General features: G+C 67.6%; 18 protein-coding genes. 7 read left to right on the forward strand and 11 right to left on the reverse strand.

What is annotated here, in order from left to right:
* Positions 1–134 precede the first annotated feature (134 nt).
* Complete coding sequence (purU, locus tag ACJ7C5_RS15220) at positions 135–986, reverse strand: formyltetrahydrofolate deformylase (protein WP_097048197.1); 852 nt, start codon at positions 984–986, stop codon at positions 135–137.
* A 114-nt stretch (positions 987–1,100) separates the two neighbouring features.
* Between purU and ACJ7C5_RS15225 the strand changes: the two genes are divergently transcribed.
* Entirely contained in the window at positions 1,101–2,012 is a 912-nt protein-coding gene (locus tag ACJ7C5_RS15225) for a LysR family transcriptional regulator (protein ID WP_412704358.1), read from the forward strand.
* Between the two features lie 3 nt (positions 2,013–2,015).
* On the opposite strand, the gene ACJ7C5_RS15230 is transcribed toward ACJ7C5_RS15225, so the two are convergent.
* The 3 genes from ACJ7C5_RS15230 to ACJ7C5_RS15240 all read right to left on the reverse strand — a co-directional run bounded on the left by ACJ7C5_RS15230 (position 2,016) and on the right by ACJ7C5_RS15240 (position 4,544).
* On the reverse strand, positions 2,016–3,116 hold the full coding sequence (locus tag ACJ7C5_RS15230) for an NADH:flavin oxidoreductase/NADH oxidase (protein WP_412704359.1): 1,101 nt from the start codon (positions 3,114–3,116) through the stop codon (positions 2,016–2,018).
* Between the two features lie 164 nt (positions 3,117–3,280).
* On the reverse strand, positions 3,281–4,087 hold the full coding sequence (locus tag ACJ7C5_RS15235; protein WP_412704360.1) for an NAD-dependent protein deacetylase: 807 nt from the start codon (positions 4,085–4,087) through the stop codon (positions 3,281–3,283).
* A 55-nt stretch (positions 4,088–4,142) separates the two neighbouring features.
* Complete coding sequence (locus tag ACJ7C5_RS15240) at positions 4,143–4,544, reverse strand: acyl-CoA thioesterase (RefSeq protein WP_004153688.1); 402 nt, start codon at positions 4,542–4,544, stop codon at positions 4,143–4,145.
* Positions 4,545–4,634: 90 nt separating this feature from the next.
* Here ACJ7C5_RS15240 and ACJ7C5_RS15245 point away from each other — a divergent pair, with 90 nt between their 5' ends.
* On the forward strand, positions 4,635–5,270 hold the full coding sequence (locus ACJ7C5_RS15245; protein ID WP_094001638.1) for a LysE family translocator: 636 nt from the start codon (positions 4,635–4,637) through the stop codon (positions 5,268–5,270).
* 159 nt (positions 5,271–5,429) lie between these two features.
* On the opposite strand, the gene ACJ7C5_RS15250 is transcribed toward ACJ7C5_RS15245, so the two are convergent.
* Both ACJ7C5_RS15250 and ACJ7C5_RS15255 read right to left on the reverse strand, forming a co-directional pair.
* On the reverse strand, positions 5,430–6,449 hold the full coding sequence (locus ACJ7C5_RS15250; protein ID WP_004153683.1) for a ribonucleotide-diphosphate reductase subunit beta: 1,020 nt from the start codon (positions 6,447–6,449) through the stop codon (positions 5,430–5,432).
* Positions 6,450–6,592: 143 nt separating this feature from the next.
* On the reverse strand, positions 6,593–8,995 hold the full coding sequence (locus tag ACJ7C5_RS15255; RefSeq protein ID WP_149909495.1) for a ribonucleoside-diphosphate reductase subunit alpha: 2,403 nt from the start codon (positions 8,993–8,995) through the stop codon (positions 6,593–6,595).
* A gap of 530 nt (positions 8,996–9,525) precedes the next feature.
* On the opposite strand from ACJ7C5_RS15255, the gene ACJ7C5_RS15260 reads away from it, so the two are divergent.
* Positions 9,526–10,383 (forward strand): DUF2884 family protein, encoded by an 858-nt coding sequence (locus ACJ7C5_RS15260; RefSeq protein WP_412704361.1) that lies wholly within the window; start codon positions 9,526–9,528, stop codon positions 10,381–10,383.
* A gap of 47 nt (positions 10,384–10,430) precedes the next feature.
* Here the strand turns inward: ACJ7C5_RS15260 and zapE are convergent, their stop codons facing one another.
* Both zapE and ACJ7C5_RS15270 read right to left on the reverse strand, forming a co-directional pair.
* Positions 10,431–11,531 (reverse strand): cell division protein ZapE, encoded by a 1,101-nt coding sequence (zapE, locus tag ACJ7C5_RS15265; protein WP_094001642.1) that lies wholly within the window; start codon positions 11,529–11,531, stop codon positions 10,431–10,433.
* On the reverse strand, positions 11,528–12,199 hold the full coding sequence (locus ACJ7C5_RS15270; protein ID WP_043400616.1) for an alpha/beta hydrolase: 672 nt from the start codon (positions 12,197–12,199) through the stop codon (positions 11,528–11,530). The genes zapE and ACJ7C5_RS15270 overlap by 4 nt, the downstream gene beginning before the upstream one ends.
* Positions 12,200–12,242: 43 nt before the next feature.
* On the opposite strand from ACJ7C5_RS15270, the gene ACJ7C5_RS15275 reads away from it, so the two are divergent.
* The gene (locus ACJ7C5_RS15275; protein ID WP_412704362.1) at positions 12,243–13,100 is read left to right on the forward strand and encodes an EamA family transporter; all 858 of its coding nucleotides are present in this window, start codon (positions 12,243–12,245) and stop codon (positions 13,098–13,100) included.
* A 60-nt stretch (positions 13,101–13,160) separates the two neighbouring features.
* On the opposite strand, the gene ACJ7C5_RS15280 is transcribed toward ACJ7C5_RS15275, so the two are convergent.
* From ACJ7C5_RS15280 to ACJ7C5_RS15290, 3 genes are all read right to left on the reverse strand, one after another.
* On the reverse strand, positions 13,161–14,603 hold the full coding sequence (locus ACJ7C5_RS15280; RefSeq protein ID WP_412704363.1) for an ExeM/NucH family extracellular endonuclease: 1,443 nt from the start codon (positions 14,601–14,603) through the stop codon (positions 13,161–13,163).
* Between the two features lie 227 nt (positions 14,604–14,830).
* Positions 14,831–15,349: a c-type cytochrome gene (locus ACJ7C5_RS15285; protein ID WP_149909497.1), complete on the reverse strand. Its 519-nt coding sequence runs from the start codon at positions 15,347–15,349 to the stop codon at positions 14,831–14,833.
* 205 nt (positions 15,350–15,554) lie between these two features.
* Positions 15,555–16,163, reverse strand: a complete 609-nt coding sequence (locus ACJ7C5_RS15290; protein ID WP_012509748.1) for a TetR/AcrR family transcriptional regulator — start codon at positions 16,161–16,163, stop codon at positions 15,555–15,557.
* A 160-nt stretch (positions 16,164–16,323) separates the two neighbouring features.
* On the opposite strand from ACJ7C5_RS15290, the gene ACJ7C5_RS15295 reads away from it, so the two are divergent.
* Genes ACJ7C5_RS15295 through ACJ7C5_RS15305 form a run of 3 tightly spaced genes read left to right on the forward strand, consistent with a single transcriptional unit; the run spans position 16,324 to position 21,132 of the window.
* On the forward strand, positions 16,324–17,487 hold the full coding sequence (locus ACJ7C5_RS15295; protein WP_412704364.1) for an isovaleryl-CoA dehydrogenase: 1,164 nt from the start codon (positions 16,324–16,326) through the stop codon (positions 17,485–17,487).
* A gap of 10 nt (positions 17,488–17,497) precedes the next feature.
* Positions 17,498–19,108, forward strand: coding sequence for a carboxyl transferase domain-containing protein (locus ACJ7C5_RS15300; protein WP_412704365.1), 1,611 nt, complete (start codon positions 17,498–17,500; stop codon positions 19,106–19,108).
* Positions 19,109–19,149: 41 nt separating this feature from the next.
* On the forward strand, positions 19,150–21,132 hold the full coding sequence (locus ACJ7C5_RS15305) for an acetyl/propionyl/methylcrotonyl-CoA carboxylase subunit alpha (RefSeq protein WP_412704366.1): 1,983 nt from the start codon (positions 19,150–19,152) through the stop codon (positions 21,130–21,132).
* Positions 21,133–21,148 lie beyond the last annotated feature (16 nt).

Consider the following 21,148-nt stretch of genomic DNA (forward strand, 5'->3'; position numbering starts at 1 on the left):
CCGCCCTGGGGGGGGGCGCGCCGGCCGGCCCCGCCCCCCTTCCCCCTCCCCGCCCCCCCCCCCCCCCCCCCGCCACTACCGGATCACGCCCGTTGGTAGCGCTGGGCCATGCCCGGCGGACGCGGGATGGACGATTACCGGAACACCACCGTGCGGTGACCGTTGAGCAGGATGCGGTGCTCCACATGGCGGCGCACCGCGCGCGCCAGCACCAGCGATTCGGTATCGCTGCCCAGCCGCACCAGCTCGCGCGGCGCCATCGCGTGGTCCACGCGGGCCACGTCCTGTTCGATGATCGGTCCTTCGTCCAGATCCTCGGTAACGTAGTGTGCGGTGGCGCCGATGATCTTGACCCCGCGCGCGTGCGCCTGGTGGTACGGCTGCGCGCCCTTGAAGCTGGGCAGGAAGCTGTGGTGGATGTTGATCGCACGGCCGGCCAGCGCTCGGCACAGCGTGGGTGACAGGATCTGCATGTAGCGCGCCAGCACCACCAGATCGATACGCTCGCGCTCGACCAGATCGATGATCTGCTGTTCCTGCACCGCACGCGTATCGGCGGTCACCGGCAGGTGGTGGAACGGTACCTGGTAGGACGCGGCCAATGGCGCGAAGTCGGCGTGGTTGGACGCTACTGCGGCAATGTCCACCTTCAGCTGGCCGCTGTGGGCACGGAACAGCAGGTCATTGAGGCAGTGCCCCTGCTTGCTGACCAGCACCAGCAATCGTGCACGGCGTCGGCCATCGTGCAGTTGCCAGTCCATGCCGAAGCCTTCGGCGAGCATGGCCATGGCGGCGTGCACGGTCTCCAGCGGCAGGCTGGCATCGCGGTCGAAGTGCACGCGCAGGAAGAAGCGGCCGCTTTCCTCGTCGCCGAACTGCTGTGCGTCGAGGATGTTGCAGCCGTGGTCGAACAGCAGGCCGGATACGCGGTAGACGATACCGGTACGGTCGGGGCAGGACAGGGTGAGGATGGAATCGGGGCGCATCGCCCGAGTGTAGGGCAGCAACCTGTCCTCGGGATCGATGGTCACCGATGCAACCGAACTGCTTGGTTCAGTCCCAAGCGATACTTGGGCTTCTCCATGGCAAGCTGGTCGGTCATGAACCTGTTGCAACTGATCCGCAGCTTCACCCGCACCGCAGAGACCGGCAGCATTGCCGCCGCGGCCCGCATCCTTGGCATCAGCGCCACCGCAGTCGGCCAGAACATCAACCGGCTGGAAGCGCATCTGGGCGTACGGTTGCTGAACCGAAGTACGCGCCAGCTCGCCCTCAGCGAGGCCGGCGCGCTGTACCTGGCGCAGGTGCGCCACATCGAAGCCGACCTGGCACGCGCGCAGGCGATGGTCACCTCCGGTGACATCGAACCGGCCGGGCCGCTGCGCATCGCCAGCAGCAGCGCCTTCGGTCGCCACGTGCTGGCACCGTTGCTGCCGTCGCTGCAGCAGCGCTACCCGCAACTGCAGTTGGAGCTGCGGCTGACTGACCGCGCCGTGCAGCACGGCCCCGAAGCGGTGGATGCCAGCATCCGCATCGGTGCGCAGCTGGAGGACGGCGTCGTCGCGCGGCAACTGGCGCGCGTGCCGTTCGTGTTCTGCGCCTCGCCGGCCTATCTGAAGGCACACGGCACCCCGCAGCAGCCATCCGACCTGGGCGGTCATCGCGGGCTGCTGCACCGCTTCCCCACCGATGGCCGGCCGCTGCGCTGGGGCCTGCTGAAGGATGGCCAGCGCGTGGACGCCGCACTGCCGCCGAGCATGGTCTGCGATGACATCGATGCACTGGCAACGCTGGCCGCGACCGGTGCCGGCATCACCCGATTGGCTGCGTTCGTGGCCGAGCCGTACCTGCGCGATGGCCGCCTGCAGGCGGTGTTCGGCGCCGACACTGCATGGCGCCCGGAGCCGATGGAGGTCTATTTCTGCGTCAGCGACCGCCGCGACTTCACCGCCAAGATCCGCGCGCTGTTCGAGCACCTGCAGGCCGGCATGGCGCCGGCCTGGCGGGTGTGAGCCTCAGCGTGCCTTGAATACGCCGCGCGCATCGCGCGGCTCGCAGCGCAGGTACTGCGGCGCCGGTTCCACGCTGTCGCGCAATGCGGCGGCGGCATGCCACGGCCAGCGCGGGTCGTAGAGAATGCCGCGCGCCAGGGCCACGGCATCGGCGTGGCGATGGCGCAGGATCGATTCGGCCTGCTCGGGCTCGGTGATCATGCCCACGGCGATGACCGGCATGCGCACCTTGGCCTTGATCGCCGCTGCGAACGGCACCTGATAGCCCGGGCCGACGGTGATCTTCTGGCGCTCGTCCAGGCCACCACTGGAAACGTGCAGGAAGTTGCAGCCGCGCGCGTCCATCACCTGCGCCAGCGCCTCGCTCTGCACCAGGTCCCAGCCGCCATCGACCCAGTCGCTGGCGGAGATGCGCACGCCCACGGCGACCTTGTCGGACACCGCCGCACGCACCGCATCGAACACTTCCACCAGCAGGCGCAGGCGGTTCGGCAGCGAGCCACCGTAGCCATCGGTGCGACGGTTGCTCAGCGGCGACAGGAACTGGTGCAGCAGATAGCCATGCGCGGCATGCAGCTCGATCAGCTCGAAGCCCAGACGCTCGGCGCGCACCGCACTGGCGGCGAAGGCGGCGATGACCTCGGCGATGCCGGCTTCGTCCAGTTCCTGCGGTGCCGGGTCTGCCGCATGGAACGGAAGCGGCGACGGTGCCACGGTGGACCAGCCACGCGCATCATCGGCCGGCAGCTGGCCACCGCCGTCCCACGGACGCTTCACCGAGGCCTTGCGACCGGCGTGCCCGAGCTGGATGCCCAGCGGCATCGGCGACCAGCGGCGGACGCTGGTCAGCACCTGTGCCAGTGCGGCTTCGGTACCGTCGTCCCACAGGCCCAGGTCGGCCCAGCTGATGCGGCCGCGCGGTTCGACGGCAGTGGCTTCCAGGATCAGCAGGCCGGCACCGGACTGCGCCAGGTTGCCCAGATGCATGGCGTGCCAGTCGCTGGCGCGGCCGTCTTCGGCGGAGTACTGGCACATCGGCGCGATGACGATGCGGTTGGACAGGGTCAGGGGGCCGAACGAGATCGGCGAAAACAGCTGGGTCACGGCGATGCGGGGGACAGGCGGATAGAGGGGGCGTATTGCACCGCCGCACGGCCTGCGAATCAACCGTCTGGATGGATCGCTGTTTCGCGCGATCTGCTGCAGCCGAGCGCGGGCTCGGCTCTACAGAAGCCCTCGACCCTTGTAGAGCCGAGCCCATGCTCGGCTCAGCGCGAAGCCCACCCGGCCAACGCTTCGGCGCAATCGCGCTCATCCTTGAACTGCAGCAGGTCGTCGGCGCGGGTACGGCCACGGTTCAGCGCCACCACCGGCAGCCCTGCCTTGGCCGCGGCCTGCACGAAGCGGAAGCCGGAATAGACCATCAGCGACGAGCCCACCACCAGCACGGCGTCGGCCTGCTGCAGGTGCTCGTGCACGGCGGCCACGCGTTCGCGCGGCACGTTTTCGCCGAAGAACACCACGTCCGGCTTCAACACGCCGCCGCAGTGCGGGCACTCGGGTACCACGAACGTGGAGAAATCGGTCTCCAGATCGGCATCACCATCGGGCGCGATGCCTGCCTCCAGCGCGTCCCAGCCGGGGTTGGCGTCCAGCAGGCGCTGCTGGAAGTCCTCGCGGCCACTGCGGCGCTCGCAGCCCATGCAGCGCACAAGGTCCAGGCGGCCATGCAGGTCGATCACGTTGTGGCTGCCGGCGCGCTGGTGCAGGCCGTCCACATTCTGGGTCAGCAGCACCTGCAGCTTGCCGCGGCTTTCCAGGGCAGCCAGGGCCTGGTGGGTGCCGTTGGGCTGGGCCAGGCCGAAGCGCGGCCAGCCCGGCAGGCTGCGCGCCCAGTAGCGCTGGCGGGTGGCCACCTCGCCCATGAAGGCCTGGTAGGTCACCGGCGGCGTGCGTTTCCACTGGCCGTCGCTATCGCGGTAATCGGGAATGCCCGAAGCGGTGCTGCAACCAGCGCCGGTCAGTACGAACAGGCGCTGGGCGCGGTCGATGAAGTCGGTCAGTGGCGGGGTCATGGCTGCCAGATGGGGGCGCGGCCGCGCCCCCGCAAGCGCAGGTTCAGCCGGCGGATCAGGCTGCCGGCAGCGGCGGCACCGCGATCGGGTGGCCTTCCTCGTCCAGCGCGATCATCACGAAGTGGCCGCGGGTGCACAGCTTGCGCTCGCCGCTGTGCAGGTCTTCGGCGACCAGTTCCACCTCCACCTTCATCGAGCTGCGGCCGACTTCGACGATGCGGCCGATGGTTTCCACCATCTGGCCGATGCGGATCGGCAGCTTGAAGTCGACCTGGTCGCTGCGCGCGGTCACCACGGTGCGGCGCGAGTAGCGGGCGGCGGCCAGGAAGGCGGCCTTGTCCATCCACGCCAATGCCTGGCCACCGAACAGGGTGCCCAGATGGTTGGTGTGGTTGGGGAAGACGATTTCGGCCATGCGCACTTCGGTGGGCGGCACGGTCTCGGGGATCGGGGTCATGGGGATGCTTCGGTGTGGGGTGCGGCGATTTTAAGCCAGGCCCCGTGCAGGCGGCGCTACACTGCACCACGCCCCTTGCCAGGACCGCCCATGCCCGCGACCTCCGACCTGTTGGCCTTTGCCCTCATCTCGCTGGGCATGGTGCTCACGCCCGGGCCGAACATGATCTACCTGGTCTCGCGATCGATCTGCCAGGGTCGCCGCGCCGGCCTGATCTCGCTGGGCGGGGTGGCGCTGGGCTTCGTGTTCTACATGCTGTGCGCGGCGCTGGGCATCACTGCCCTGCTGATGACCGTGCCGTTCGCCTATGACGCGCTGCGCCTCGGCGGTGCGCTGTACCTGCTCTACCTGGCCTGGCAGGCACTCAAGCCCGGCGGCCGCTCGCCGTTCGCGGTACGCGACCTGCCGCCGGATGGCCCACGCAAACTGTTCGCGATGGGCTTCCTGACCAACCTGCTGAACCCGAAGATCGCGGTGATGTACCTGTCGCTGCTGCCGCAGTTCCTGCACCCGGAGGGCCATGGCAGCGTGCTGATGCAGTCGCTGGTACTCGGCTTCACCCAGATCGTGGTCAGCGTGAGCGTCAACGCGGTGATCGCGGTGATGGCCGGCAGCATCGCCGGCTTCCTGGCCGCACGCCCCACCTGGCAGGTGGTGCAGCGCTGGCTGATGGGCACGGTGCTGGCCGGGCTGGCGGTGCGCATGGCGGTGGAAGGGCGGCGCTGATTGTAGAGTCGAGCCATGCTCGACTTGTCTTCGCGAACGGCAGTCGAGCATGGCTCGACTCTACAAAAACCGAGCCGTCGAGCACGGCTCGACGCTACAGATACGAAGAACCCCGGCGTTGGCCGGGGTTCTTCGTTGCGACAGAACTGACCGCTTCGATCAGAAGTTCATGTCGAAGGCGACTTCGCCCTGCACGCCGACCTGGTAGGCCGAGACGCGGCGTTCGAAGAAGTTGGTCAGCTCCTGCACGTCCTGCAGTTCCATGAACGGCAGCGGGTTGCGCACGTTGTACTTCTTTTCCATGCCCAGCTTGGCGAAGTGCTGGTCGGCGCAGTGCTGCAGGTACTGGCGCATGTCGCGGGTCGAGATGCCGGCCACGCCGCCGGACAGCACGTCCTCGGCGAACTGCACTTCGCATTCGATGGCTTCGGCCAGCATGTCGTAGACCTGCTGCTTCATCTCTTCGTCAAACAGGTCCGGTTCTTCCTCGCGAACAACACGCACCGACTCGAACGCGAACTCCATGTGCGCGCTCTCGTCGCGGAACACCCAGTTGGTGCCCGAGGCCAGGCCCGGCAGCAGGCCGCGCGAACGGAAGTAGTACACGTAGGCGAAGGCAGCGAAGAAGAACAGGCCTTCGATGCAGGCGGCGAAGCAGATCTGGTTGAGCAGGAACTGGCGGCGCTCGGCACGGGTCTCGATGCGCTTCAGGTCCTGGATCGAGTCGATCCACTTGAAGCAGAAATCGGCCTTCTTCTTGATCGAGTCGATGTTCTCCACCGCGGCGAAGGCTTTGACGCGCTCTTCCGGGTCCGGCAGGTAGTTGTCGAGCAGGGTCAGGTAGAACTGCACGTGCAGCGCTTCTTCATACAGCTGGCGCGACAGGTACATGCGCGCTTCCGGCGCATTGAGGTGCTGGTACAGGTTCAGCACCAGGTTGTTGGACACGATCGAGTCGCCGGTGGCGAAGAACGCGACCAGGCGGTGGATCAGGTGGCGCTCACCCGGCGACATCTTGCTGTGCAGGTCGGTGATGTCGATCTGGAAGTTGATCTCTTCCACCGTCCAGGTGTTCTTGATCGCGTTCCGGTACATGTCATAGAACTGCGGGTAGCGCATCGGGCGCAGGGTCAGTTCAAAACCGGGATCGAGCAGCATCTGCTTGGGCTTGTCGGCCATGGGTGTTTCCTTGAATTCCTGGGTGAGCCGCCGGGCATGGCCCGGCGCTACCGTGGGTGTTTTTCGCAGCCGAGCATGGCTCGGCTCTACAGGTGCGAGGTGTTCGAGTGCCGACCAACGGTCGGCACCCACCGCGCGGTGTCTTACTGGCAGGCCTCGCAGGCTTCCGGATTTTCCAGCGAGCAGGCGATGGCTTCGTCCGGGCTGAACACCTTGGCCGGGGCGGCGGCGCTCACCGTGGTCTTGGCAATCTTGGTGGCCGGGCGCGAACGCAGGTAGTAGGTGGTCTTGATGCCCTGCTTCCAGGCGTACATGTACATGGAGGACATCGCGCCGATGTTCGGGCTTTCCATGAACAGGTTGAGCGAGGCCGACTGGTCGATGAAGGCGCCACGCTCGGCGGCCATGTCGATCAGCGAACGCATCGGCAGTTCCCACGCGGTGCGGTAGACCTCGCGCAGTGTTTCCGGAATCTGCGCCACGCCGGCGATGGAACCTTCGGCCAGCTTGATGGCATCGCGCATGTCGGCGGTCCACAGGCCCAGCTTCTTCAGCTCGTTCACCAGGTAACGGTTGACCTGCAGGAAGTCACCGGACAGGGTCTCGCGCTTGAACAGGTTGGACACCTGCGGCTCGACGCACTCGTAGCAACCGGCGATCGAGGCGATGGTCGCGGTCGGTGCAATCGCGATCATCAGCGAGTTGCGCAGGCCGTGTTCCTTGATGCGGGCGCGCAGGGCATCCCAGCGTGCGGTGTCTTCCGGCACCACGTTCCAGGCGTCGAACTGCAGTTCGCCACCGGCGGCGCGGGTGTCGTTGAACGACGGGTGCTTGCCACGTTCCTGGGCCAGCTCGCAGGAGGTTTCCAGCGCGTGGAAGTAGATCGCTTCGGCAATCTTCTTGGACAGGGCGCGGGCTTCGGCGCTGTCGAACGGCAGGCGCTTGCGGAAGAACACGTCCTGCAGACCCATGCAGCCCAGGCCGACCGGACGCCAGCGCAGGTTGGCGCGGCGGGCGGTTTCGATCGGGTAGAAGTTCAGGTCGATGACGCGGTCGAGCTGGCGCACGGCCAGGCGCACGGTCTCGGCCAGCTTCTCGAAGTCGAACTCGTTGTGCTCGTCGAAGTGGTTGCCCAGGTTGATCGAACCCAGGTTGCACACCGCGGTTTCATCGTTGGAGGTGACTTCCAGGATTTCCGTGCACAGGTTGGACAGGTGGATCACGTTGCCCGGACGCAGAGTCTGGTTGCTGGCGCGGTTGCACTTGTCCTTGAAGGTCATCCAGCCGTTGCCGGTCTCGGCCAGCGTACGCATCATGCGGGCATACAGCTTGCGCGCGGAGATGGTGCGGTTGGCCTTGCCCTGGGCTTCGGCCTGCAGGTAGGCCTGCTCGAAGGCTTCGCCGAACAGGTCGGTGAACTCCGGCACGACGCGCGGATCGAACAGCGACCATTCCTGGTCGGCCTCGACGCGCTTCATGAACAGGTCCGGCACCCAGTTGGCCAGGTTCAGGTTGTGCGCACGGCGGGCTTCGTCACCGGTGTTGTCACGCAGCTCGAGGAAGTCCTCGACGTCGGCGTGCCAGGTCTCCAGGTACACGCAGGCCGCGCCCTTGCGCTTGCCGCCCTGGTTCACCGCAGCCACGGACGAATCCATGGTCTTCAGCCACGGCACGATGCCGTTGGAGTGGCCGTTGGTCGACTTGATCAGCGAACCACGCGAACGCACGCGGGTGTAGCTGACGCCGATGCCGCCGGAGAACTTCGACAGCTGGGCGATATCGCCGTACTTGGAATAGATCGACTCCAGCGAGTCCTGCGGCGAATCCAGCAGGAAGCACGAGGACAGCTGCTCGTGGGTGGTGCCGGAATTGAACAGGGTCGGGCTGGACGGCAGGTAGTCCAGGTTGCCCATGCGCTTGTACAGCGCCAGGGTCTCGGACACGTCCTCGCTCAGCGCGCTGGCGATGCGCAGGAAGAACTGCTGCGGGGTCTCGATCACCTTGCGGGTGTGCGGGTGGCGCAGCAGGTAACGGTCGTACAGGGTGCGCAGGCCGAAGTAATCGAAGTTCAGGTCCAGCGAGATGTCGATGGCATCGTTGAGCTTGCGCGCGTTGGTCTGCACGAAGTTCAGCAGGCGGTCGTTGATCAGGCCGACTTCATGGCCACGGCTGACCGACTGCGAGAAGGCATAGATTTCCTGGCCCGAGACTTCCTTGGCGATGTAGTTGGCCAGCAGGCGCGCAGCCAGGCGGCCGTACTCGGGCTCTTCACCGATCAGCAGGGCGGCGGTGCGGATGGACAGTTCGTCCAGCTCGCGGGTGGTGGCGCCGTTGTACAGACCGGAAATGGTGCGGGTGGCCACGCGCATCGGATCGACGGCGTGCAGGCCTTCGGAGGAACGCTGCACCGCGCGCACGATCTTGTTCAGGTCCACCAGTTCGGTCGTGCCATTGCGCTTGGTCACACTCATCGCGTTGGCCGTCGGCGGCGACGTCAACAGGAATTCGCTTTCCTTCTCGATGGTGGCGCTGGATTCGGTGGTCACGGCGTGTGTCCTCTTGGCGTGATTGGTGGGTGCTCGATGCATCGGGTGACGCAGCCCGGGACATGACAGCCCAGGATGGCAGGACGGCGTCGCAGGGGATGAGACCCTGCGCCTGCCACTGCCGTTGACGATCGCGGATGGGTACCCCGGGCACCCCCTGGAATTGGGGTTGCTGCGACCGACGGCCACAAGATAGTGGGGGTAATGGGGTCCGTCAACGCCAAATGTAGTGAAATTCGGCAATCCCTTGCGCCGCAAGGATCGTGCCATCGGCGCCCGGATCAGACGCTTCAGACCTGCCGGAACGGGCTGCGCAGTCAAGCCCGAGAGGCGTCATTGCGGTGGTACAACGCACCGCGAAAACGGAACAATGACAGCTTCACATGACAGTGATGAAACTGGCTAGGGACAACCCTGTGGATAGGTGGTGGGCAGCCGGTGGGAATCCGGTGGACGGGTGACTTCCGGCCGGTGACGCCCGCGCGCTGGCGGCGGATGCTGGCCGCTCGCTCCCGGAAAAGGATGCTCCGATGCACCTGCGGTTGCCCGCGCTGGCCCTGCTGCCTGCCCTGTTCATTGCCCCGGCGCTGGCCGCCGAGGGGCCGGACCTGCGTTCGGACCAGTGCGGCATCCATACCGACTATGACGTGCTGGTGGACAGCGGCGGCATCTGGCTGCGGCATGGCCCGCAGGCCCCCCATGAAGTGGTGTTCCACGACGGTGAGCTGAGCCTGGACGGCAGGATGGTGACGGTCAGTGCCACCGACGCCGCCCGCCTGCGGCAGATGGAGGCCGGTGCCCGCCAGCTGATGCCGGCCGCCACCGCGCTGGCCCACGAAGTCTCCGGGGTCACCTTCGATGCGCTGGACGCCGCCTTCGAAGCCATCACCGGCAAGTCCCGCAATCGCCAGATGCGTGCGATGCGCGGCGAGATGCAGGACTGGATCGACGCCAGCCTGGGCCGCGGCTACTGGGAACAGGAAGCCTTCGGCGACGGCTTCGACGCACACATCGAGCAGATGGCCGAGACGATGGCCGGGTCGATGACCCGCAGCGTGCTGTGGCAGGTGTTCACCGGCCGCGCTGGCGCCATGGAGCGCCGCGCCGACCGCCTCGATGCCGAAGTCGACCGCCGCATGGAAGCACGCAGCCAGCAGCTGGAGGCCAAGGCGATGGCCCTGTGCCCGCTGGTGCAGTCACTGGCAGAGGCCCACGATGCGCTGGAAGTGCGCTACCAGGGCCAGCCACTGCGGCTGCTGGAGCGCGGCGAGAGTGTGCGAGTGGAGCACGGTAGCGGTTCGGGGCTGCATGTGTCGGCCGGGCCGGATGAGCGGCCGCTGAGCAGTGCGGCGGATGCCGGCCAGCGGCCGGCACTACCGGGACGATAGCGTGGTAGTGCCGGCCGCTGGCCGGCATCGCACGCCCGCAGGCCCCCTCACGCCCGGTGCGGAGTACCCAGGTATTCCGCGCTCTGCATCTCGATCAGGCGCGAGGCGGTGCGCTCGAACGCGCCCTGCAGGCGCTGGCCGGTGTACAGCTCGATCGGCGAGGTGCTGGCGGTGCAGACCAGGTTGACGTGGCGGTCGTACAGTTCGTCGATCAGATTGACGAAGCGGCGCGCGGCATCTTCGTTCAGGCGATCGAAGGCAGGAATGCCGCCCAGCAGCACGGTGTTGAACTCGTGGGCGATCTCGATGTAGTCCGACGGCCCGCGCGGGCCCTCGCACAACGCGGCGAAATCGAACCAGGCGATGCTCTTGCCGCGCCCACGCACCGCAATCTTGCGGCCCTCGATCTCGATGTTGCCCGGCTTGGCCGGCTGGCCGCCACTCAGTTCGTTCCAGCGCGTGGCCAGCCATTCATCGCTGTCGGCGGCCAGCGGTGCGCGGTACACCGGCGAGCGGGTCAGCGCGCGCATCCGGTAATCCTCGGTGCCCTCGGCGTACAGCTCCACGCAGAAGCGCTGCAGCAGGCCGATGGCCGGCAGAAAGCTCTCGCGCTGCAGGCCGTTGAGGTACAGGTTCTCCACCGCGGTGTTGGAGGTGGTGACCAGGGTCACGCCTTCGGCGAACAGGCGCTCCAGCAGCCGCGCCAGCAGCATCGCATCACCGATGTCGGTGACGAAGAACTCGTCCAGCACCAGCACGCGCAGGTTGCTGCGCCATTCCTGGGCAATCTTCGCCAGCGGGTCACTCTGGCCCTGATGCTCGCGCAGGCGCTCGTGGACGCTGCGCATGAAGCGATGGAAATGGGTGCGGTACTTCTGCTTGATCGGCAGGCCGTCGTAGAACAGGTCCACCAGGAAGGTCTTGCCGCGGCCGACGCCGCCCCAGAAGTACAGGCCCTTCACCGGCTCGGGCTTCTTCCAGAACGAGGACAGGCGGTCCAGCCAGCCGTCCTCGGCGCTGTCGACCAGGCCCAGGTGGATGCGGTCCAGTTCGGCCAGCGCTGCGTGCTGGGCCGGGTCGTTCTGCCAGTCGCCACGGGCAACCCCTTCCGCGTACCGCTGCGACGGGGTCAACTCGGTCGCACTCATGCCGCCGCGCCCAGCCAGTGCTTGACGCCGTGGGTCAGCGCGCCGCGCAGGTCAATCAGCTTGCGGTGGAAGAAGTGGCTGGTCTCGGGCATGCGCACCAGCTCATGCGGGAAGTCCAGCGTGTCCAGCCACTGGTAGACGGCCTGCGGATCGACGATCTCGTCCTGCTCGCCCTGGATCACCAGCCAGCGCGCCGGCGGCGCGATGCCATCGAAATCCCAGCGACCGGCCGGCGGCGCGATCGAGATCAGCGCTTCCGGCTGCAGCGCGGCAGCAGCCTTCAGGGACACGAACGAGCCGAAGCTGAAACCGGCCAGCCACAGGCGGTCGTCGGGCCGCTGGCTGCGCACCCAGGCGGCGACGGCTTTCAGATCATCCTGCTCGCCCACGCCGTGGTCGAACTCGCCCGCCGACGCGCCGACACTGCGGAAGTTGAAGCGCACCGTGGCGATGCCCAGCTCGCGCAGCGTGGTGGCGGTCATGGTGACCACCTTGTTGTGCAGCGTGCCACCCTCGGTGGACAGCGGATGGCAGACGATGGCCACGATCGGCTGCACCGGCACATCGGCCTTGGGCAGGTCGACGACCACTTCCAGCGGGCCGGCCGGGCCGTCCAGTTCGAGGCAGGCGGTTTCGCCGGGGGCGACGGGGAACGAAGGCTTGTGCATGGCACCATGATACCGTCCCCTGCCCCTGCCCTGTGCCCGCCCCATGCTCTACCTGTCTTTGGCCGTGATCTGCAGCGTGCTGGTTTCGGTGTTGTTGAAGGTGGCCGGACGCCGCCAGCTGGATGTTGCGCAGATGGTCACCTGGAACTATCTGGTGGCCGCAACGCTCACCGCCGTGGTGCTGCAGCCGCCGCTGGACGCACTGCGCGCGCCGCATGCCCCGTGGCTGTCTCTGCTGGCGCTGGCCGTGGTGCTGCCGTCGATCTTCCTGGTGCTGGGCCGCGCGGTGGCGGTGGCGGGCATCGTGCGCAGCGACGTGGCGCAGCGGCTGTCACTGTTGCTGTCATTGGCTGCTGCCTTCCTGTTCTTCGGCCAGACCGCCACGCCGTGGAAGTTGGCTGGGCTCGGCCTGGGCCTGCTGGCGATGGTGGCCATCAGCCTGCGCCCGCGCGGACCGGCGGTGGCGTCCTCACCGGGTGGCTGGGGCTGGCTGCTGGGCGTCTGGGCCGGGTTCGCGGTGGTGGACGTGCTGCTCAAGCAGGTGGCGCTTTCCGGTACGCCGTCGATGGCGGCGGTGCTGGCCAGCTTCAGCGTGGCGTTCGTGCTGATGCTGGCGCTGCAGTTGTGGCGGCATTTCAGCGGCCGTAGCCGGCTGGCCTGGCGCAACCTCGGTGCCGGCGCGCTGCTGGGCCTGCTCAATGGCGGCAACATTCTTTTCTATGTGCATGCGCATCAGTCGATGCCGGAGAGCCCGGCCACCGTGTTCGCCGGCATGAACATCGGCGTGGTGGTACTGGGCGCGCTGGTGGGCGTGTTCGCCTTCGGCGAGACGACCACGAAGTGGAACCGCGCCGGGCTGGCGTTGGCGGTGCTGGCGATCGGGTTGATCGCCTGGGGGTGAGCGCGGCCTCGGGGTCAGAGCCCATTCCGTTGGAATGGGATCCGACCCCGGCGCTGGGCGTTATCTGTCGAAACCCAGCAGCAGCGGGTCGTGGTCGGAGCTGCGCCACGGGCCCTGCACGTTGCGGCCCTGGTAGCCGCTGGCGTCCTGTTCGTCGGCATTGCTGTGCCACTCGGCGGCACCGCGCAGGCGCTGGGCCATGCCCGGGCTCAGCAGCGCATGGTCGAGGCGGCCGGTATAGCCGTTGTAGACGTAGCTGTAAGGATGCTCGACCTGGGCGACCTTGAATGCGTCCTGCCAGCCCAGGTCATGCAGGGTGCGGATCGGGTCTTCCATCGCGTAGGCGTTGAAATCGCCCAGCAGCACCACGTCCTTCACCTTCAGGCGGCCAGCTTCGGCCTGCACCCACTGGTTCAACTGCTTTGCCGATTCCACCCGGGTGGCATTCCAGCAACCCTGGCCATCGTTGCGGTCGGCATCGCCGCCGCTGGCATCACGGCAGCCCTTGGACTTGAAATGGTTGGCGACCACCATGAACGGTGCGCCCTTGCCCTGGAAGGCCTGCGCCAGCGGTGCGCGGCTGTGTTCGGCGAAAGGACCGTCGGTTCTGGTCAACGGCTTGCCCAGCGGCTTGAACGCGCTCCTGCGATAGATGATGCCAACCCGGATCGGGTTGCTGCCCGGCCCCTCGCCGGCATCGACGAAGGCCCACTGCTTGTCGGCGGCAAGACCGGCGTTGAGGGCGCTGACCAGTTCGGCGATGGCCGACTGCGGGCCATAGCCATCGTTTTCCAGTTCCATCAACGCGGCGATGTCGGCACCGAGCGCGTTGACCGTGGCCACCAGCTTGCCGACCTGCGCCTTGTGCTCTTCCAGCGTGCGCGCGCCGCGCAGGGTCGGGAAGCCACCGCCCTGGCCATCGCCATTGAAGAAGTTCTCCAGGTTGAATGCAGCGATATGCAGGCTGCCCGGCACCGTCGGCACCGCCGGACGCTTCAGCTCGGGCAACGTGAGTGCACCCTCGACCTGCAGGCGCGGACGGCCCTGTGCGTCCACGTGCACGACACCTTCCACATTGCGCAGCTGCATGCCGGTGCGCAGCACCGGGTTGGCTGGCAGGTAGGCCACGCTGGCCGGGTCGCGGGCTTCGCTGCCGTCGTCCAGCAGCAGGCGGCGGCGCTGGTTGTCGGCCATCACCTGCTCATAGCCGGCAGTACCCGGCGCGGCCACTTCGGTCGGCTGCCAGAGGCGGCCATCAAAGGCCACGGTGAGCTGCCCAAAGCGCTCCAGGCCATCGGTGCCGGCCAGGGTGAGCGGTGCGGCGATGCGCACGCGCTGGCCATCCAGCGCACGCCAGTCGGCCGGCGCGGTGGTCAGCACCACGGTGGCGCTGCTGCGCGCGGCGGACGGCGACGCGACCGGTGCGGCCTGCGGCTGGGCCTGGGCAAAGGCGCCGGCCGGCAGCAGCAGGGACAGGGCAAGGGCGAGGGAACGGCGGCGCATCGACGGGCGACTCCATGGAAGAGGCGCACAGACTAACCCTGAAATGCGAAACCCCGCCTGCGGGCAGGGTTTTGACCTTGGTGGGCAAAGCCTGGGTAGTGCCGGGCCCCGGGCCGGGACCCCCAAAACAAACGGGGCCGCGGGGGGTGCGGGCCCCCGGCTGCCTGTGAGCGTCTGCCTGCCCTGCGTGATGGGGTGCGCGGCCCCCCCGCCCCCGCCACTACCGGTTACTTCAGGTTGCCCAGCATCCAGTCCACGGTGGCGTGGATCTGTTCCTCGGTCAGCGCCGGGTTGCCGCCCTTGGGCGGCATGATGCCGCCATCCGGGCCGGTGTAGCCCTCGATGGCGTGCTTGTAGAGGGTCTCCTTGCCCTGTGCGATGCGCTTGTCCCAGTGCGAATGGTCCAGCGTCGGCGCCATGCCCACGCCGGTGGTGTGGCAGGCGGTGCACAGGTTGTCGAAGATGACCTTGCCGTCCTTGGTGCCGCCGTAGGCCACCTGCGAGGCGGCCTTGGCCAGCGCGGCGGCCTTGGCCGCAGCCTGCGCGGCGGCGCCGGTGCTGCCGGCATAGACCGCGCCGGTGGGCGAGATGCGCTGCTCGGTGCGCTTGGCCGCGGTCGGCGACACCTCGGGCGGAATCCGGGTGTGGATGTAAGCGGCAAGGAGGATGAGGCCGAGGGTGATGGTCGCCAGCAGCGCGATCACCATGGAGAAGCGTTTCAGGAACTCCAGATCGTAATTCCGCACTCTTCGTTACCCCTGGCTGATAGTCGTTGGACCACGGCTGAGCGACTGCGTGATGGACCGAGTATAGAACGCGCTTTGCGTGCGACAACAGGCGTCACTGCTGGTGCGGCGCAGCATTTGGACCCGGTAGTGCCGGCCGCTGCCCGGCATCGCCAGCCCGCCGGATGGATCGTGCAGAAGCCGGCCAGCGGCCGGCTCTACCGGATTACCGGGCGCCGATCGCGCGCAGGCAGAAGCTGCAGATGGCATCCACCAGCGCGTCTTCGTCGCGGTGTGCTTCGCGGCTGGGCGCAGTGGGGCCGACCATCGCTTCGGTGAAGGCGCCGACCAGGCAGGCGGCGGCCACATGCGCGTCCTGCGCCGGCAGTTCACCGGCCGCCACGCCCTCCTCCACCAGCCGCAGGAACACGTCGCCGAAGGCGCGGCGACCGCGCATGCGCTCGGCTTCCACCTCCGGATCGACCGGTTCAACGATGAAGGCGTGCGCCAGCCCCGGCCCGGCCAGGGCGCGACGGACGAAGGCGGTGATCGCCAGCCGCAGGCGCTCGCTGGCCACCTCCGGGCCGCTGGCGATGCGCTCCATGATCGCCACCTCGTGGGCCACCGCGGCGTTGAGCACCTCCACGAACAGCTCGGCCTTGGACGGGAAGTGCCGGTAGATCAGGCCGGTGGACACCCCCGCCTGGGTTGCCACGGCGGTCACCGGGGCGTTGCGCCAGCCACCGGCGGCGACCCGTTCACGGGTCGCCAGCAGGATCCGTTCACGGACCCCGGCCAGGCGTTCTTCCATCAATGCAGAGCGTTTGTAGGCCATGTTCTGATTCTAGATTCAATTGTTGAATTTGTATTCACTTCTTTCCCGAACCCCGCTACGCTGGGGTCCAATCGCCCGTGCGGATGGCCGTCCCTGAAACAGCCATCCGCTCCCCGCCGGGTGCGTCCATTCCCTGCAGTCCCGTCGTGGAGCCACCGCAATGCACGTGCCATCCCTGAACTTCGACCTTGGCGAAGACATCGACCTGCTGCGCCAGAGCGTGGCCCATTTTGCCGCCGCCGAGGTCGCACCGCTGGCCGCCGAGGCCGATGCCAGCAACCAGTTCCCGTTGGCACTATGGCCGAAGCTGGGCGAACAGGGCCTGCTGGGCCTGACCGTGGAAGAAGAATACGGCGGCACCGGCATGGGCTACCTGGCCCACGTGGTGGCGATGGAAGAAATCTCGCGTGCCTCCGGCGGCATCGGCCTGTCCTACGGCGCGCACTCCAACCTGTGCGTGAACCAGCTGCGCAAGAACGGCAACGAAGAACAGAAGCAGCGCTTCCTGCCGGGCCTGTGTAACGGCAGCCTGGTCGGCGCGCTGGCGATGAGCGAACCGGGTGCCGGTTCGGACGTGGTGTCGATGAAGCTGCGCGCCGACAAGCGCGGTGACCGCTACGTGCTCAACGGCAACAAGATGTGGATCACCAACGGCCCGGATGCCGACGTGCTGGTGGTCTATGCCAAGACCGACATGGACGCCGGCGCCAAGGGCATCACCGCGTTCCTGGTCGAGAAGGGCATGAAGGGTTTCTCCACCGCGCAGAAGCTGGACAAGCTGGGCATGCGTTCCTCGCCCACCTGCGAGCTGGTCTTCCAGGATTGCGAAGTACCGGAAGAGAACGTGCTGGGCCAGGTCGGCGGCGGCGTGCGCGTGCTGATGTCCGGCCTGGACTACGAGCGCGTGGTGCTGTCCGGCGGCCCGCTGGGCCTGATGGCTGCGGCCATGGACGTGGTGATGCCGTACGTGCACGAGCGCCACCAGTTCGGCGAGGCGATCGGCAGCTTCCAGCTGATCCAGGGCAAGATCGCCGACATGTACGTGGGCCTGGGCGCCTGCCGCGCCTATGTCTATGCGGTGGCACGCGCCTGCGACCAGGGCCGCACCACCCGCCAGGACGCCGCCGGTGCCATCCTGTACGCCGCCGAGAAGGCCACCTGGCTGACCGGCCAGGCGATCCAGATTCTGGGCGGTAACGGCTACATCAACGAGTATCCGACCGGCCGTTTGTGGCGCGACGCCAAGCTGTATGAAATCGGCGCCGGCACTTCGGAGATCCGCCGCATGCTGATCGGCCGCGAACTGTTCCAGCGCACCCTGTAAGGCCACCGCGATGACCGTCCTGAACAGCCAGCTGCAACCGGGCAGCGAAACCTTTGAAAGCAACCGCGCGGCCATGCAGGCCGTGGTTGACGACCTGCATGCCACCCTGGCGCGCACCGCGCTGGGTGGCAGCGAGGCCGCACGCGCCAAGCACACCGCACGCGGCAAGCTGCTGGTGCGTGATCGCATCGACGCCCTGCTCGACCCCGGCAGCGCCTTCCTGGAAATCGCGCCGCTGGCCGCGCATGGCATGTACGACGACGCCGTGCCCGCTGCGGGCGTGGTGGCCGGCATCGGCCGCGTAAGCGGCGTGGAATGCGTGATCGTGGCCAACGACGCCACGGTCAAGGGCGGCACCTACTACCCGATGACGGTGAAGAAGCACCTGCGCGCGCAGGAGATCGCCGAGCAGAACCATCTGCCGTGCATCTACCTGGTCGATTCGGGTGGCGCGTTCCTGCCGCTGCAGGACGAAGTCTTCCCCGACCGCGATCATTTCGGCCGCATCTTCTACAACCAGGCCAACCTGTCCGCGCAGGGCATCCCGCAGATCGCCTGCGTGATGGGCAGCTGCACCGCCGGCGGCGCCTATGTGCCGGCAATGAGCGACGAGACGGTGATCGTGCGCGAACAGGGCACGATCTTCCTGGGCGGTCCGCCGCTGGTGAAGGCCGCCACCGGTGAAGTGGTGAGCGCGGAAGAGCTCGGCGGTGCCGACGTGCACACGCGCATCTCCGGCGTAGCCGACCACATGGCCGACAACGACCTGCAGGCGCTGGCGCGGGTGCGCGCGATCATCGCGCAACTGAACTGGCGCAAGCCGGAGCCGGCGATGGCGGTGCAGGCCAGCGAAGAACCACTTCTGCCGGCGCACGATCTATATGGCGTGATCCCGGCCGACACGCGCAAGCCCTACGACGTGCGCGAAGTGATCGCACGCCTTGTCGATGGCTCACGCTTCGATGAATTCAAGCCGCGCTACGGCGCAACGCTGGTGACCGGCTTCGCGCATCTGAACGGCTACCCGATCGGCATCATCGCCAACAACGGCATCCTGTTCTCCGAGTCGGCACTGAAGGGCGCGCACTTCATCGAGCTGTGCACCCAGCGCAACATCCCGCTGGTGTTCCTGCAGAACATCACCGGCTTCATGGTCGGCCGCAAGTACGAACAGGGCGGCATCGCCAAGGACGGGGCCAAGCTGGTGATGGCCGTGGCCTGCGCCAAGGTGCCGAAGTTCACCGTGGTCATCGGCGGTTCGTTCGGCGCCGGCAACTACGGCATGTGCGGCCGTGCGTACTCGCCGAACTTCCTGTGGATGTGGCCGAACGCACGCATCGGCGTGATGGGCGGCGAACAGGCCGCCAGCGTGCTGGCCACGGTCAAGCGCGATGGCATCGAAGCCAAGGGCGGGCAGTGGCCGGCAGCGGAAGAAGATGCGTTCAAGGCACCGATCCGCGACCAGTTCGAGCAGCAGGGCCACCCGTACTACGCCAGCGCGCGCCTGTGGGACGACGGCGTGATCGATCCGGCCGACACCCGCCGGGTGCTGGCCCTGGCGCTGTCGGCCAGCCTCAACGCCGCCCCGCAGCAGACGCGCTTCGGCGTGTTCCGCATGTAATCCATGCCATGACCGAGCACGCTCCCATGAAGCCCGTTGCCATGTTCACCAAAGTCCTGATCGCCAACCGCGGCGAGATCGCCTGCCGCGTCATCGCCACCTGCCGCCGCCTCGGCATCGCCACCGTGGCGGTGTACTCCGATGCCGACCGCAATGCGCGCCATGTCCGGCTGGCCGACGAAGCCATCCACATTGGACCTGCCGCCGCGCGTGAGAGCTACCTGCGCGGCGGTGCCCTGCTCGACGCCGCACGCCTGACCGGCGCGCAGGCGATCCACCCCGGTTACGGCTTCCTGTCCGAGAATGCCGACTTCGCCGATGCCTGCGCCGCCGCCGGCATCACCTTCATCGGGCCGCCGGCCAGCGCCATCCGCGCGATGGGCGACAAGAGCGCGGCCAAGGCGCTGATGGCCAAGGCCGGTGTACCGCTGACCCCGGGCTACCACGGTGACCAGCAGGCGCCGGACTTCCTGCGCGCGCAGGCAGACGGCATCGGCTACCCGGTGCTGATCAAGGCCAGCGCCGGTGGCGGTGGCAAGGGCATGCGCAAGGTCGAACGCAGCGAGGACTTCGTCGATGCGCTGGCCAGCTGCCAGCGCGAGGCGGCCTCGGCGTTCGGCAACGACCACGTGCTGGTCGAGAAATACGTTGAGCGCCCGCGCCATATCGAGATCCAGGTGTTCGGCGACAGCCACGGTGAGGCGGTCTACCTGTTCGAGCGCGACTGCTCGGTGCAGCGCCGCCACCAGAAGGTGCTGGAAGAAGCGCCGGCCCCGGGCATGAGCGCGGAACGTCGTGCTGCGATGGGCAAGGCCGCAGTTGATGCCGCGCGTGCGGTGGGCTACGTCGGTGCCGGCACGGTGGAGTTCATCGCCGGCCCGGACGGCGATTTCTACTTCATGGAAATGAACACCCGCCTGCAGGTCGAACACCCGGTGACCGAGTACATCACTGGCACCGATCTGGTGGAGTGGCAGCTTCGCGTGGCCTCGGGCCAGCCGCTGCCACTGCGCCAGGAGCAGCTCGCGATCCACGGCCACGCCATCGAGGCGCGGCTGTACGCAGAAGATGCCGACCGCGGCTTCCTGCCCTCCACCGGCACCCTGCGCCGTCTGCGCCTGCCCACGCCGTCGGCCCATGTGCGCGTGGATACCGGCGTGGAGGAAGGCGACAGCATCACCCCGTACTACGATCCGATGATTGCCAAGCTGATCGTCTGGGACGTGGACCGCGATGCCGCGCTGCGCCGCATGAGCCAGGCCCTGGCCGACTGCCAGGTAGTGGGCGTGACCACCAATGCCGGCTTCCTGCGCCGCTTGGTGAACACCGATTCGTTCGCGCACGCCAGACTGGATACCGCGCTGATCGAACGCGAACAGGCGGCATTGAGTGCAGTGGGCGACACGGATGATGCCCTGTGGCAGCTGGCCGCCGTGGCCGCTGTTACCAGCACTGCGGGCGCCAGCACCGACGCGCGCGACCCGCATTCGCCGTGGCAGGCCCAGGATGGCTGGCGCCTCGGCGCCTCGGCACCGCGCGTGCTGCCGCTGCAGCAGGGCGAACGCAAGCACACGCTGAACGTGTGGGCACAGGCCGATGGCTGGCGCGTGCAGCGCGATGACGCCGCGCCGGTTCAGGTAATCGGCACGGCCGATGCGCAGCGCCTGTCGGTGCAGTTGGGCGAGCGCCGCTGGTCACTGCAGCTGCTGCGCGAAGGCGATCAGTTGTATCTGTTCGGCGCCGATGGCCAGCACCGCTTCACCCTGCACGATCCGGTGGGCGAATCAGACAATTCGGTGGCCGACGCGGGAAGCCTGCTGGCGCCGATGCCGGGCAAGATCGTCGCGACACTGGTCGCGGCCGGCACCGAGGTCAAGCGCGGCACTCCGCTGGTGGTGCTGGAAGCGATGAAGATGGAGCACACCCTGCAGGCACCGGCCGATGGCACGGTGAAGGGCTACCGCGCCAAGGCCGGCGACCAGGTGGGTGACGGAGCAGTACTGGTGGACTTCGAAGCGGCGTGATGCAGCAGAGGCCGCG

Origin of the sequence: Nocardiopsis yanglingensis, from assembly GCF_045809185.1 — a bacterium.
GTDB classification, from domain to species: domain Bacteria; phylum Pseudomonadota; class Gammaproteobacteria; order Xanthomonadales; family Xanthomonadaceae; genus Stenotrophomonas; species Stenotrophomonas yanglingensis.